The following is a 12,898-nucleotide window of genomic DNA, read 5'->3' on the forward strand; positions in this document are numbered from 1 at the left end:
CTGTGCAAGGAAGTCATTTGACTTTCTAGAGCATAGACTCTAAAAAGTTCATCACTACAATAAATCCGGAGCAGACCATGACTGCCGACATTGCTTACCTGCAAACGCTGCAACAACCGCTGGCCGAGCTGGACCGGTTGTTCGAGGCGCAGCGGGCCGCGTATGCCGCCAATCCGATGCCACCCGCCGCCCAGCGTCAGCAATGGCTCAAGGCTCTGAGTGATTTGCTCAGCAACGAGCGTCAGGCATTGATCGCGGCGATCAGCTCCGATTTCAGTCAGCGCAGCGCCGATGAAACCCTGCTCGCCGAGCTGATGCCGAGCCTGCACGGCATTCACTACGCCAGCCGCCATCTCAAAGGCTGGATGAAAGCTTCGCGGCGCAAGGTGGGCATGGCGTTCCAGCCTGCTTCGGCAAAAGTGGTCTATCAGCCACTCGGCGTGGTCGGCGTCATCGTGCCGTGGAATTACCCGTTGTACCTGGCCGTCGGCCCACTGGTCGGCGCCTTGGCGGCGGGCAATCGAGTGATGCTCAAACTCAGCGAATCAACCCCGGCCACCGGCTTGCTGATGAAAGAGTTGCTGGCGCGAATTTTCCCCGAAGACCTGGTCTGCGTGGTGCTCGGTGAAGCCGACATCGGCGTGGCGTTTTCCCGTTTGCGCTTCGATCACTTGCTGTTCACCGGCGCCACCAGCATCGGCAAACACGTGATGCGCGCCGCCGCCGAAAACCTCACCCCGGTGACACTGGAACTGGGCGGCAAATCGCCGGCCATCGTCTCCCGCGACGTACCGCTCAAGGATGCCGCCGAGCGCATCGCCTTCGGCAAAACCCTCAACGCCGGGCAGACCTGCGTCGCCCCGGATTACGTGCTGGTGCCGGAAGATCGGGTCGGCGCTTTCGTCGAAGCCTATCGCCAGGCGGTGCAGGGCTTTTACCCGACACTGACCGACAATCCGGACTACACGGCGATCATCAACGAACGCCAATTGGCGCGGCTCAACGGCTACGTCAGCGACGCGACCAGCAAGGGCGCGCTGTTGATTCCGCTGTTCGAACAGGGCCAGGGCCGACGCATGCCGCACAGTGTGCTGCTGAATGTCAGCGACGAGATGACGGTGATGCAGGACGAAATCTTCGGCCCGCTGCTGCCGATCGTGCCGTATCAGGATCTCGAGCAGGCATTTGCTTACATCAATCAGCGGCCACGTCCTCTGGCTCTTTACTACTTTGGCTACGACAAACGCGAACAGAACCGGGTGCTGCACGAAACCCATTCCGGCGGCGTGTGCCTGAACGACACGTTGCTGCATGTGGCGCAGGACGACATGCCGTTCGGCGGTATCGGCGCTTCGGGCATGGGCCACTACCACGGTCACGAAGGCTTCCTGACCTTCAGCAAAGCCAAAGGCGTGCTGATCAAACAGCGCTTCAACGCAGCCCGACTGATTTACCCGCCTTACGGCACATCGATTCAGAAACTGATCCAGAAGCTGTTCATTCGCTAAACCTTCGTCACCGCCGGGTAATAAAAATAATGCACCCAAGCCTGACCGAAACACCCGCACTGTCCCGCCGGGGCCTGCTGAAGTTCAGCCTCGGCGCCACGGCGTTTCTCGCCACCGCCGGACTCGGCGCCAGCCTCAGCGGCTGCTCGTCGAGCGTCGCGGCCAACGGTTTTGTCTCGTTGCGTGACGGCGATCTGCTGTTTCTGCGCGCACTGATTCCGGTGATGCTCGACGGCGCCGTGGTGGCCGAAAAGATGCCGGCCGCTGTCGATGGCACGCTCAAGTCGCTGGACTACAGCCTTAATCACCTGTCGCCGGAAATGCTCAAACTCACCCGGCAGCTGTTCGACGTCCTCGGCATGGCGGTGACGCGCGGGCCACTCACCGGGATCTGGGGCAGTTGGGAAAATGCCAGTGCCGAAGCGATGCGGCATTTTCTTGATCGTTGGGAAAACAGCTCGTTGAGCCTGCTGCGCATGGGGCATAGCTCGTTGCAGCAGATGGTGATGATGGCCTGGTATACCCGCGCAGAATCGTGGGCGCATTGCGGCTATCCCGGCCCGCCTTCGGTCTGAGACCGAGTCGCACCTATCGCGAGCAGGCTCACTCCTACAGGGGGTCGCATTCCAAATGTAGGAGTGAGCCTGCTCGCGATGAGGCCCGCCAGAACAACAAAAACAAGAGAACCTGACCGATGCCCGTACCCGACCCGTTCCGCGAAGGCCTCGCCCGAGGCTGGAAAACCTACAACGGCGCACAGTTGAGCGACGACCTCACCCTTGAGGCCGACGTGGCGATCATCGGCAGCGGCGCCGGTGGCGGCACCACCGCCGAAATCCTCAGCGCAGCCGGTTTCAAAGTGCTGTTGATCGAAGAAGGCCCACTGAAAACCAGCTCCGATTTCAAGATGCTTGAAGACCAGGCCTACAGCAGCCTCTATCAGGAAGGCATCGGCCGCATGAGCAAGGACGGCGCGATCACCATCCTGCAAGGGCGCGCGGTCGGCGGCACCACGCTGATCAACTGGACCTCGAGTTTTCGCACCCCAGAGCCGACCCTCGAACACTGGGCCAAGGAACACAACGTCAAAGGTCACAGCCCCGCCGAGATGGCGCCGTGGTTCGAGAAAATGGAGCAGCGCCTCGGCGTCGCGCCGTGGATGGTCCCGCCCAATGCCAACAACGATGTGATCCGCAAAGGCTGCGAACACCTCGGTTACAGCTGGCACGTGATCCCGCGCAATGTGCGCGGCTGCTGGAACCTCGGCTATTGCGGCATGGGCTGCCCGACCAACGCCAAGCAATCGATGATGGTCACGACCATTCCGGCGACCCTGGAAAAGGGCGGCGAGCTGCTTTATCTCGCTCGCGCGGAGAAACTGCTGATCAACGGCGACAAAGTCACTGGCCTGCAATGCGTGGCGATGGATGAGCGCTGCGTCGAACCGACCGGGCGCAAGATCAGCGTCAAGGCGCGGCATTACGTATTGGCCGGCGGCGGCATCAACAGCCCGGCGCTGTTGCTGCGTTCGGACGCTCCGGACCCGCATAAAACCTTGGGGAAACGTACCTTCCTGCACCCGGTGAACATGTCCGCCGCGCGCTTCGACGAAGTCATCAACCCGTTTTACGGGGCGCCGCAGTCAATCTATTCCGACCATTTCCAGTGGAAGGACGGCACCACCGGGCCGATGGCCTTCAAACTTGAAGTACCACCGCTGCACCCGGCACTGGCGGCCACCCTGCTCGGCGGCTTTGGTGAGGAAAGCGCGCAACACATGGCTGACCTGCCACACACCCACGCCATGCTGGCCTTGCTGCGTGATGGATTTCACCCGGACAGCACGGGCGGTGCAGTCGAATTACGTGGCGATGGTTCGCCGGTGCTCGACTATCAGGTTTCGCCCTACGCCTGGGAAGGCCTGCGCCGGGCCTTTCAGGTCATGGCCGAGATTCAGTTCGCCGGCGGCGCAAAATCGGTGATGCCGATGCACGCCGACGCCCGTTACGTGAAAACCCTGGCCGAAGCGCGCACGCTGATCGATGGTTTGAGCCTTGAGCTGTACCGCACCCGGCTCGGCAGCGCGCATGTCATGGGCGGCTGCGCGATGGGCGAAGACCCGAAAAGCGCGGTCACCGACAGTCTCGGACGGCATCATCAACTGGCTAATCTGTCGATCCACGACGGCTCGCTGTTCCCCACCAGCATTGGCGCCAACCCGCAGCTGTCGGTGTATGGCCTCACTGCGCAACTGGCGACATCCCTCGTCGATCGGCTGAGAAACCCGTGAAAAAACCGATTATTGCCATCGTCTATAGTGCTTTCTTACCCAACAGGCGACTTGGCCGACCGGGACGGCTGCGATACCATCCGACTCCCCAACGGACTCCCGCCAGGACGACGCGATGAACCGAGTGTTGTACCCAGGTACCTTCGACCCTATTACCAAGGGCCATGGCGATCTGGTCGAACGCGCCTCGCGCCTGTTCGACCACGTGATCATTGCGGTCGCTGCCAGCCCGAAGAAAAACCCGCTGTTCCCGCTGGAACAACGGGTCGAACTGGCTCGCGAGGTCACCAAACACCTGCCGAACGTGGAAGTGGTCGGCTTCTCGACACTGCTGGCGCATTTCGCCAAAGAGCAGAACGCCAACGTGTTCCTGCGTGGTTTGCGTGCGGTGTCGGACTTCGAATACGAATTCCAGCTGGCCAACATGAACCGCCAATTGGCCCCGGATGTGGAGAGTCTGTTTCTCACCCCGTCCGAGCGTTATTCGTTCATTTCCTCGACGCTGGTACGGGAAATTGCCGCGCTGGGCGGCGATATCAGCAAGTTCGTCCACCCGGCCGTGGCTGACGCGTTGACCCTACGCTTCAAGAAGTAGGCGTTGCCGAAGGCTCGGGCTGCGATCCTGGCTGTTGATTACAGCCCTTGATCGCAGCAGCGTGCACTGCGCGCGCCAATGCGGCACAATTGCGCGCATTGATTTATAGCGCCCGGGCCTGCCGCCCCGGCTGGAGTTAGCATGTCCCTGATCATCACCGACGATTGCATCAACTGCGACGTCTGCGAACCCGAGTGCCCGAACGCCGCCATCTCCCAGGGCGAAGAGATCTACGTGATCGACCCCAACCTGTGCACCCAGTGCGTCGGCCACTACGACGAACCACAGTGCCAACAGGTCTGCCCGGTGGATTGCATTCCGCTGGACGAGGCGCATCCGGAGACTGAAGAACAGTTGATGGAGAAGTACCGCAAGATTACCGGCAAGGCCTGATTTTTCAGCTTCTGTACCGACGCCATCGCGAGCAGGCTCACTCCTACATTGGAACGCATTTCAATTGTAGGAGTGAGCCTGCTCGCGATGAGGCCGTCAGCCTCACAGTTAAACCCTGATCAGCTCACTCACGCTGCTCAAACCCCTCCCCGATACACCCCAGGCACCGCACAAAAGCGGCCTTCGCCGGATCCACCACCAACGCCTGCCCGGCATCGCCAATCCCGCCACCCAGCGCGGTAAACGGCAACGACACGACAAACGCCCCCGCACCGATCACCGTCGCCACCACCAATAAAGGTCGGGCAATCAGCAAGTCGCCGATCATCGCGTAGGCCGGTGGATTCTGGATGGTGTAGCGCGGGTCACCGCTGCCGTTTTCCGTGGCTTGAACAGCCAGACTGGAACACAGCAGCAGCGTGACAAAGAGGGCTAGCAAGGATTTCATGGCACGATCCTTCGGGCTGAACAGTGAGACAACTCACTATAGACCGTAGGACTTTTTCAGCTTTTTGCCTCAGCTCTGGCAGCGCGGGCAGAACACACTGGCACGCTGGCCCAGCTTCACTTCACGCAAGCCGGTGCCACAGACCTTGCAGTGTTCGCCGCCACGGCCATAGACAAACAGCTCCTGCTGGAAATAGCCAGGCTGACCGTCACCGCCGATGAAATCACGCAACGTCGTACCGCCACGCTCAATGGCAGCGGCAAGAATGCGTTTGATCTCGATCGCCAGTTTCAGGTATCGCCCCCGGGAAATCCCTCCCGCCTCGCGGCGCGGATCAATCCCGGCAGCAAACAGCGCTTCGGTCGCATAGATATTGCCGACGCCCACGACCACTGCGTTGTCCATGATGAACGGCTTGACCGCCATCGAACGCCCGCGCGACAGCTGAAACAAGCGCTCGCCATCGAACAGATCGGTCAATGGTTCCGGGCCGAGGCGAATCAGCAATTCATGGTTGAGTGGATCATTGCTCCACAACATCGCGCCAAACCGTCGCGGATCGGTGTAGCGCAGGGCCAGCCCCGATTCCAGTTCGATGTCGACATGTTCATGCTTGAGCGCCGGCAAGCCGACCTCGACCAGACGCAAGTTGCCCGACATGCCCAAGTGGCTGATCAACGTGCCGACTTCGGCGTTGATCAACAGGTACTTGGCACGACGCTCGACCAGCACGATGCGCTGCCCCGACAGGCGCACATCGAGGTCTTCCGGGATCGGCCAGCGCAGGCGCCGATCACGCACGATCACCCGACTGACGCGCTGGCCTTCCAGGTGCGGGGCAATCCCGCGACGGGTGGTTTCGACTTCCGGCAGTTCAGGCATGGCGTCCTCGAATCAATGCGCGCCGAGGTCGCGGATCGTTTGTTTGAGCGTTTCGAAGTCGTAATCCGACAGCCCTACATAGTCGAGTACCAGCGGGCCGACGGCGTTCCATTCGAAATCTTCGGTCTGGTTGCCCAGCACGCGATACGAAGCGCAAATGTGTTCGGCCATTTTCAGGATCGCCAGCAGGTTTTTCATCTGGCTGTTGCGCGAAGACTCATCGCTGAAAATTGCCAAGGCGTTGTGGTGATTGGCGATCGCCGCACTGACGTGTTCCGGCAAGCGCCAGGACTTGGCGGTGTAGTAGCCGACCACGGCGTGGTTGGTGTTGAACTCGCTGTTCTCAGTGTCCACTACGCGACATTCGGCGCCGGCATTGGCGTAGGCCTTTTCCAGAACCGTCATGTAATTGGGGAACCGCTGCAACATCAACGGCACGCCGCAATCGTGGAACAGACCCAAGGCGTAAGCCTCGTCGCCGGCTTGAGTACCGATACGTTTGGCCAGCGTCAGACAGGTCATCGCCACGTCCTGGGCGGTGTCCCAGAAACGGTTGAGGGTGACGATGGTGTCGTCGTTCATCTCGCCCTTGATCGACTGCGCGTTGATCAGGTTGATGATCGATCGGCTGCCCAGCAGGTTAACCGCGCGCTGAATCGAGGTGATCTTGTTGCTCAGACCGTAATACGGCGAGTTGACGATTTTCAGCAGCGAGCCGGACAACCCTGGATCCTGGGCGATCAGTTTGGCGATCACCTCCAGGTCGGGGTCGGGCATGTACTGCTCCATTTGCAGATCCACCATGATCTGCGGTTGCGCAGGCACACTGATGCCTTGCAGCGATTGTTGAATCTGTTCGGTGGTCAGCTCTTGGGACATAAGTACACACTCTGGGACAGGCGGCGATTCTAACCTCTAAAAACCGCGCGACGACACACCAGTGGGCAATTGTCAGGAACTTTCATTCAGGCCACGGCTTCGGAATCTGTAATGCCCAACGGATCACTGCGATCCCTTGCGGCGGCAAACTCCCACAGACTCAGGAGCTTATCGATGGCCACTTCCCTCAACGGCAAGCGCGTCGCTTTTTTGGTAACAGACGGTTTCGAGCAGGTCGAACTGACCGGTCCCAAGCAAGCGTTGGAGCAAGCCGGCGCCCAGGTCGACATCCTTTCCACCGAGGCCGGCAAGGTCAAAGGCTGGAACCACGACAAACCGGCGGATGATTTCAAGGTCGATCAGACCTTCCAGAGCGCCAGCAGCGAACAGTACGACGCGATCGTCCTGCCGGGCGGCGTGCAAAACTCCGACACCATCCGCATCGATCAGGATGCCCAGCACCTGGTCAAGACCGGCGCCTCGGCCGGCAAACCGATTGCGGTGATCTGCCATGGCGGCTGGTTGCTGATCTCGGCGGGGCTGGTCAACGGCAAAACCATGACCAGTTACAAGACGCTCAAGGACGACCTGGTCAATGCCGGAGCCAATTGGGTCGATAAAGAAGTGGTCAAGGATGGTCACCTGATCAGTAGCCGTCAGCCGGATGATATTCCGGCGTTCAACAAAGAGCTGATCGACGCACTGTCGGCGTAGAAGTCAAAACCGCTTCGCGAGCAAGCTCGCTCCCACATTGGTCTTGTGTCCGCCACAAATCCCCTGTGGGAGCGAGCTTGCTCGCGAAAGGGCCATCAGCGTTTCATCGCTCATCAAACCCGGCACAAGTCGCAACACGCTATACTCCCGCTCTTTTTTCCGGAGCGACGTCATGTCCCTGCCTAGCTTGCGCCTCAAAGCCAACGCCGACCGTCGCCTGCGCGCCGGTCACCTGTGGGTCTACAGCAACGAAATCGATGTAGCCGCCACCCCTCTGCACGGCTTCCAGGCCGGCGATCAAGCCATCCTCGAAGCCGCCGGCGGCAAGCCGCTGGGCATTGTAGCGATGAGCCCGAACAACCTGATCTGCGCCCGCCTGCTGTCGCGCGACATCAAGCTGTCGCTGGACAAGTCGCTGCTGGTGCACCGCCTGAACGTCGCTTTGTCGCTGCGCGAGCGTCTGTTCGACAAGCCGTTCTATCGTCTGGTCTACGGCGATTCCGACTTACTGCCAGGCCTGGTCGTTGACCGTTTCGGCGACATCCTTGTGGTCCAGATCGCCTCGGCGACCATGGAAGCACATAAAGATGACGTGATCGCGGCATTGACCCAAGTGCTCAAGCCAAGCGGCATCCTGTTCAAGAACGACTCCGCGGCCCGTGATGCTGAAGGCCTCAACCGCTACGTCGAAACTGTGTTCGGCCTGGTGCCGGAGTGGGTGGCGCTGGAAGAGAACGGCGTGAAGTTCGAAGCCCCGGTCATTCAGGGTCAGAAAACCGGCTGGTTCTACGACCACCGCATGAACCGCGCCCGTCTGGCTCCTTACGCCAAAGGCAAACGCGTCCTCGACCTCTATAGCTACATTGGTGGCTGGGGCGTGCAGGCTGCCGCGTTCGGCGCCAGCGAAGTGTTCTGCGTCGATGCTTCGGCCTTCGCCCTCGACGGCGTAGAGCGCAACGCCGCGCTGAACGGCTTCGCCGACAAGATGACCTGCATCGAAGGCGACGTTTTCGAAGCCCTGAAAGAATTGAAAGCCAGCGAAGAACGCTTCGACGTGATCGTTGCCGATCCGCCGGCATTCATCAAACGCAAGAAAGACATGAAAAACGGCGAAGGCGCCTACCGCCGCCTGAACGAGCAAGCCATGCGCCTGCTCAACAAGGATGGCATCCTGGTCAGCGCATCGTGCTCGATGCACTTGCCGGAAGATGACCTGCAGAACATCCTGCTGACCAGCGCCCGTCATCTGGATCGCAACATCCAGTTGCTCGAGCGTGGCGGTCAGGGCCCGGATCACCCGGTACACCCGGCCATCGCCGAAACGCGCTACATCAAGAGCATCACCTGCCGCCTGCTGCCCAACAGCTGATACACGCGGATATGAGGGGAGCCAGCAGGCTCCCTTTTTTTTGCACGCTGCCCTGCCTCTTCGCTATTCATCAAGACTTCCTACAATTATTTTCTTGCTGACGTGCAGGATATTTCCTTACATCCTTTAATCACTGAAACTTACCCTACAAGTGCATTTCCAGCTAAAGATTACTCCGACAAAATTACTGGAAATTTCCTACTTAATATCCGCTTGCCAATAATCCATTACAAACTATTATGAAGTTGTCACCACGAGGTGACTTCAACCATCAATGAACAAGGAGTTCACATCATGAAAAGTATTTCTCTGGAAAGTAAAAAAATCGCGAACCTGGCTTTTCTGGTTGCCCCTAAAGCCCGCTAAGTAAGTCAGGACGCTGGGAAGTGCCGGCATCCCGGCGTCCTTTTGACTTTTTCCAGAGTGAACTGACAGATATGTACATCAACCCTTACTTATTTATATTGCCGCGCTCACCCGGGCAAATTGTGTGGAACTATAAAAACCATACTCAGCATGAACTCGATCTGGATTATGCCAATCGACTTGCACAACTAATCCACAACCCGGAACTCTTCGACACCCACAACATAATAGACACACAACTATTAAGCGCGGGCATTCTAACCATTTCAAAAATAGACAGTCCGCAATGGGGTTGGGATGAACTGTCGAAGATTTATCACATCGGCACGCAAAACATTCCCTGCGAACATACCCCACAGAATATTCACGAGTGGTCCAGACAATATCTGGCGCACTGCAACGAAGTACTGGCCACCCCTCAGCCCACTACAGCCCGCCCGACGCCCGCACCCGAGCAGCGTATCGCCCTGCCCGCGCCGTGCGCATTGAATGACGAAAGCCTGGGAAATGTTCTGCTCCAGCGCAAAACCTGCCGCAGCTACACAGGCGCAGCAATAACGCTGAATGACGTCGGCACCCTGCTCTACCTTTCCCTCGGTTATCTCCACGAACGTGACAATGATCGCGACGACAGTATCGCCGTCGGACTCAGCGCTCGTCGCAGCAGTCCTTCCGCCGGCGGCCTGAACGCTTGCGAAGGCTTCCTGCTGGTGCAGAACGTCGACGGCCTGGATCCCGGCATCTATGTCTACCATCCGGCCGACCATACCTTGAGCCGGGTCAGTCCATTACCTGAACCAGCGCTGGGCCACCTGCTCGGCGGTCAGCATTTCATCAACAACCTGCCGCTGGGGTTGTTCATCACCGCCCGTTTCGACCGGCTCTGGTGGAAGTACGAACACTCGCGCGCCTATCGGATGGCCTTCGTCGAGGCCGGTCACCTGTCGCAAACCTTCCAGTTGGTCGCCACAGCACTGGGCCTCAATACCTGGCTGACCGGCGCGTTTGCCGACCAGCAGGTCGAAGCACTCCTCAATATCGAGGGCAGCGCTGAACAGCCGCTGTTTTTTGTTGGCTGTGGAGAAAGCGACGGGCAAGTGATGTGTCACGAAATGCGCGATCTGTTGCGCGAGGGGCAAGCATGACCCAGTCGATTACCGACGCAGATCAAGCACCGGTGTCCTGGGCGCTCAAATTCACCCTGGGAGACTGGGACAGCCGTGCCTCCGTGCGCAGCAGTACCCATGATTATCAATTGCCCGACGATGTGCCGCTGCAACTGCAAACCCGCCATTGGTTTCCACCGGCGTTTCTGCCTTATCTGGCACATCCGGCCATTCAGGCGGCGGGGCGCGATGTGTTGCACCGGCTGTCAGCCAACCACCTGGTGCACTTTCTCGATTACACCACCCTGCTCGAACATCGCATCGTCAATCGTGCCGTGGAAGTCATCGTGCACCGCGAACTGCCCATTTATGTGCCTCTGCCGATGAAGCACGCGGCGCTGCAGCTCTACACCGACGAGGGTTACCACGCGCTGTTCTCCAATCGGCTCGCTGAGCAGATCGCCAATTTCTATGGAATCACCGGACGGCCGGCGACTCCGCAGCGCATCACCCGCCTGAATGCGCTGATTGCCCGCACGCCAGAAAAGAGCCGGGCACTGGCATGGTTTCTGCTGGGTTTCGTCTCGGAAACCATCATTGCCCGGGAGCTGCTGGACGTCTGCCGAGACAGTCTGGTGTCCAGCGTCAACGACATGCTGCGTGACCATCTGGCCGACGAAGCCCGCCACAGTCGCTACTTCGCCGAAGCGTTCCATTACTTCTGGCTGTCGATGAACAGCAGGCAGCGCACCTTTGCGAGCAGAACACTGCTGGAAATCATCGGGATTTTTTTCGAGGCGGACGAACGCTGGCTGCAACAGAGTCTGCGAGGAGCCGGCATCGCTGACAGTGACGTGATGGAAATCGCCGGCAGCATGGCAACGGTGCACGCCAATCGTGCGCGTGCACGATCAGGTTCCATCGCTACGCTGGATGCACTGCGCAAGGCCGGTTTTTTTGCCCTTCCCCATAACCAGAAACTTTTCGCCAAGGCAGGACTGATCGATGGATAAAGGAAAATCCGTGGCAACCACCCGACAGCGCCGCGCCGCTGTCAGCCTGTTACTGGCCATGGTGCTGTTGGGCGTGTTTCCACTGGATGTGCTGCTTCCTTCCTTTCCGGCACTGGCGACGCACTTTCGCCATTCACCGGCAGACATCGCACTGTCAATCAGTCTGTTCGCCGTGGGGATCGCATTTGCTCAGGTCTTGATCGGCCCACTCTCGGACGTGATCGGGCGCAAGGGCTTGTTACTCGCCGGCATGAGCGTATCGATGCTTGGCGCGCTCGGTTGCGTGATGACCTCCGATTACTCGCTGTTCCTGGTCTTTCGAGTGATGCAGGCCTTGGGCTGTGGATGTTTCGTGCTGTCCCAGGCGCTGGTGCAGGATCTGTTCGAAGGTGAGGAACGCGATCGTTTGCGGATTCTGATGGTCACGGCCACCGGGATATTCATCTCGGTATCGCCGCTGGCGGGCACCTTTCTGCAGGCCACACTCGGCTGGCGCGGCAGCTTCTGGGTGTTTACCGCGCTGTCCGCAACAGTGTTGATCAAGGCCTGGCTGTTTTTACCGAACAGCCGACCGGCTAACAGTGGCGTGCGCCTCGGTTTCATTCAGTCCTACCGCCGCGTGCTGGGGGATTTCGAATTTGTCGGTTACTGGCTGATTTCAGCGTTTGCCTTCGCCTGCCACTTCTCCTTCATCGTGATTTCGCCGTTGATCTTCATGGATCAATTGCAACTCGCGCCGTATGACTTTTCACTGATCCTGCTGGTTTACGGCGCTGCCTATGTGGTTGGTGGCATTCTTGCCGCCGTACTCAATCGACGCATCACGCCGGTTCAGCAAATCCTCACCGGGCTGAGCCTGATACTGCTGTCGGGACTGGCGATGCTGTACCTGGCGGCCAATCATGCGCTGGCGCCGGCCACGGTGTTGATTCCGATGCTGATCTGCACGGCGGGTACCACCATCGCCCGTCCCGCTGCCACCTCTCGGGCCATGGGCCTGTTTCCTGAAAACGCCGGCACCTCGGCCTCGGCGGGCAGCACGATCATCTTTATTTGTGGCGGGCTTATCAGCGCATTGATCAGCCTCAGTCCGGCCAATCTGCAATCAACGCTGGGCTACAGCTTTGTGCTATTGAGCGCGACAGCGCTGGTGCTCAACAACCGACTCAGCCGCCGCGCAAGAAACGTAGAAGCCAATGTCGTTGCACAGACCGGCGGTGATTAAACCCGCCGGTCGTCATCCCACACACGCCGTCTGCACTGGAACAATGCTTTGCGCCATTCCCTCCAGACGCCAGCGGTGTAGAATCGGCTGATTCATCGCCATTCATCCCC

At 59.3% G+C, this 12,898-nt stretch carries 13 protein-coding genes; 10 read left to right on the top strand and 3 right to left on the bottom strand.

The features are described from left to right. Positions 1 to 59: 59 nt before the first annotated feature. The 5 genes from AC5SEM_RS24180 (at position 60) to AC5SEM_RS24200 (ending at position 4,786) form a co-directional block, all read left to right on the top strand. Positions 60 to 1,508 (top strand): coniferyl aldehyde dehydrogenase, encoded by a 1,449-nt coding sequence (locus AC5SEM_RS24180; protein WP_495473499.1) that lies wholly within the window; start codon positions 60 to 62, stop codon positions 1,506 to 1,508. Between the two features lie 29 nt (positions 1,509 to 1,537). Continuing rightward, on the top strand, positions 1,538 to 2,083 hold the full coding sequence (locus AC5SEM_RS24185; RefSeq protein ID WP_212620838.1) for a twin-arginine translocation pathway signal protein: 546 nt from the start codon (positions 1,538 to 1,540) through the stop codon (positions 2,081 to 2,083). A 119-nt stretch (positions 2,084 to 2,202) separates the two neighbouring features. Continuing rightward, positions 2,203 to 3,798 (top strand): GMC family oxidoreductase, encoded by a 1,596-nt coding sequence (locus AC5SEM_RS24190; RefSeq protein WP_495471437.1) that lies wholly within the window; start codon positions 2,203 to 2,205, stop codon positions 3,796 to 3,798. 115 nt (positions 3,799 to 3,913) lie between these two features. Then, complete coding sequence (gene coaD / locus AC5SEM_RS24195) at positions 3,914 to 4,393, top strand: pantetheine-phosphate adenylyltransferase (RefSeq protein ID WP_003229157.1); 480 nt, start codon at positions 3,914 to 3,916, stop codon at positions 4,391 to 4,393. Between the two features lie 141 nt (positions 4,394 to 4,534). Next, entirely contained in the window at positions 4,535 to 4,786 is a 252-nt protein-coding gene (locus tag AC5SEM_RS24200) for a YfhL family 4Fe-4S dicluster ferredoxin (protein WP_003195146.1), read from the top strand. 124 nt (positions 4,787 to 4,910) lie between these two features. Here the strand turns inward: AC5SEM_RS24200 and AC5SEM_RS24205 are convergent, their stop codons facing one another. The 3 genes from AC5SEM_RS24205 to AC5SEM_RS24215 form a co-directional block, all read right to left on the bottom strand. Beyond that, on the bottom strand, positions 4,911 to 5,234 hold the full coding sequence (locus tag AC5SEM_RS24205) for a multidrug transporter (protein ID WP_495471438.1): 324 nt from the start codon (positions 5,232 to 5,234) through the stop codon (positions 4,911 to 4,913). Positions 5,235 to 5,303: 69 nt separating this feature from the next. Beyond that, entirely contained in the window at positions 5,304 to 6,116 is an 813-nt protein-coding gene (mutM, locus tag AC5SEM_RS24210; protein ID WP_007913582.1) for a bifunctional DNA-formamidopyrimidine glycosylase/DNA-(apurinic or apyrimidinic site) lyase, read from the bottom strand. Between the two features lie 12 nt (positions 6,117 to 6,128). Continuing rightward, entirely contained in the window at positions 6,129 to 6,941 is an 813-nt protein-coding gene (locus AC5SEM_RS24215) for an HDOD domain-containing protein (protein WP_177412531.1), read from the bottom strand. Between the two features lie 228 nt (positions 6,942 to 7,169). Between AC5SEM_RS24215 and AC5SEM_RS24220 the strand changes: the two genes are divergently transcribed. The 5 genes from AC5SEM_RS24220 (at position 7,170) to AC5SEM_RS24240 (ending at position 12,788) form a co-directional block, all read left to right on the top strand. Next, complete coding sequence (locus AC5SEM_RS24220; protein ID WP_077574922.1) at positions 7,170 to 7,709, top strand: type 1 glutamine amidotransferase domain-containing protein; 540 nt, start codon at positions 7,170 to 7,172, stop codon at positions 7,707 to 7,709. Positions 7,710 to 7,881: 172 nt separating this feature from the next. Then, on the top strand, positions 7,882 to 9,078 hold the full coding sequence (locus tag AC5SEM_RS24225; RefSeq protein ID WP_077574923.1) for a class I SAM-dependent rRNA methyltransferase: 1,197 nt from the start codon (positions 7,882 to 7,884) through the stop codon (positions 9,076 to 9,078). Between the two features lie 437 nt (positions 9,079 to 9,515). After that, positions 9,516 to 10,589, top strand: coding sequence for a SagB family peptide dehydrogenase (locus tag AC5SEM_RS24230; RefSeq protein ID WP_495473500.1), 1,074 nt, complete (start codon positions 9,516 to 9,518; stop codon positions 10,587 to 10,589). Further along, positions 10,586 to 11,563 carry a diiron oxygenase gene (locus tag AC5SEM_RS24235; RefSeq protein WP_495471439.1) on the top strand — a complete coding sequence of 326 codons (978 nt, stop codon included), beginning with the start codon at positions 10,586 to 10,588 and terminating at the stop codon, positions 11,561 to 11,563. The genes AC5SEM_RS24230 and AC5SEM_RS24235 overlap by 4 nt, the downstream gene beginning before the upstream one ends. Beyond that, the gene (locus AC5SEM_RS24240) at positions 11,556 to 12,788 is read left to right on the top strand and encodes a multidrug effflux MFS transporter (protein WP_495471440.1); all 1,233 of its coding nucleotides are present in this window, start codon (positions 11,556 to 11,558) and stop codon (positions 12,786 to 12,788) included. Before AC5SEM_RS24235 ends, AC5SEM_RS24240 begins: the two co-directional genes overlap by 8 nt. The last annotated feature ends 110 nt before the right edge of the window (positions 12,789 to 12,898 follow it).

This window comes from Pseudomonas sp. CH61 (genome assembly GCF_059429415.1).

What these genes read in the sequence shown, in the direction of transcription:
- AC5SEM_RS24220 (WP_077574922.1), top strand. Translation starts at nt 7,170, where the DNA reads ATGGCCACTTCCCTCAACGGCAAGCGCGTCGCTTTTTTGGTAACAGAC.
- AC5SEM_RS24225 (WP_077574923.1), top strand. Translation starts at nt 7,882, where the DNA reads ATGTCCCTGCCTAGCTTGCGCCTCAAAGCCAACGCCGACCGTCGCCTG.
- AC5SEM_RS24190 (WP_495471437.1), top strand. Translation starts at nt 2,203, where the DNA reads ATGCCCGTACCCGACCCGTTCCGCGAAGGCCTCGCCCGAGGCTGGAAA.
- coaD (WP_003229157.1), top strand. Translation starts at nt 3,914, where the DNA reads ATGAACCGAGTGTTGTACCCAGGTACCTTCGACCCTATTACCAAGGGC.
- AC5SEM_RS24205 (WP_495471438.1), bottom strand. Translation starts at nt 5,234, where the DNA reads ATGAAATCCTTGCTAGCCCTCTTTGTCACGCTGCTGCTGTGTTCCAGT.
- AC5SEM_RS24230 (WP_495473500.1), top strand. Translation starts at nt 9,516, where the DNA reads ATGTACATCAACCCTTACTTATTTATATTGCCGCGCTCACCCGGGCAA.
- AC5SEM_RS24240 (WP_495471440.1), top strand. Translation starts at nt 11,556, where the DNA reads ATGGATAAAGGAAAATCCGTGGCAACCACCCGACAGCGCCGCGCCGCT.
- AC5SEM_RS24235 (WP_495471439.1), top strand. Translation starts at nt 10,586, where the DNA reads ATGACCCAGTCGATTACCGACGCAGATCAAGCACCGGTGTCCTGGGCG.
- AC5SEM_RS24200 (WP_003195146.1), top strand. Translation starts at nt 4,535, where the DNA reads ATGTCCCTGATCATCACCGACGATTGCATCAACTGCGACGTCTGCGAA.
- mutM (WP_007913582.1), bottom strand. Translation starts at nt 6,116, where the DNA reads ATGCCTGAACTGCCGGAAGTCGAAACCACCCGTCGCGGGATTGCCCCG.
- AC5SEM_RS24185 (WP_212620838.1), top strand. Translation starts at nt 1,538, where the DNA reads ATGCACCCAAGCCTGACCGAAACACCCGCACTGTCCCGCCGGGGCCTG.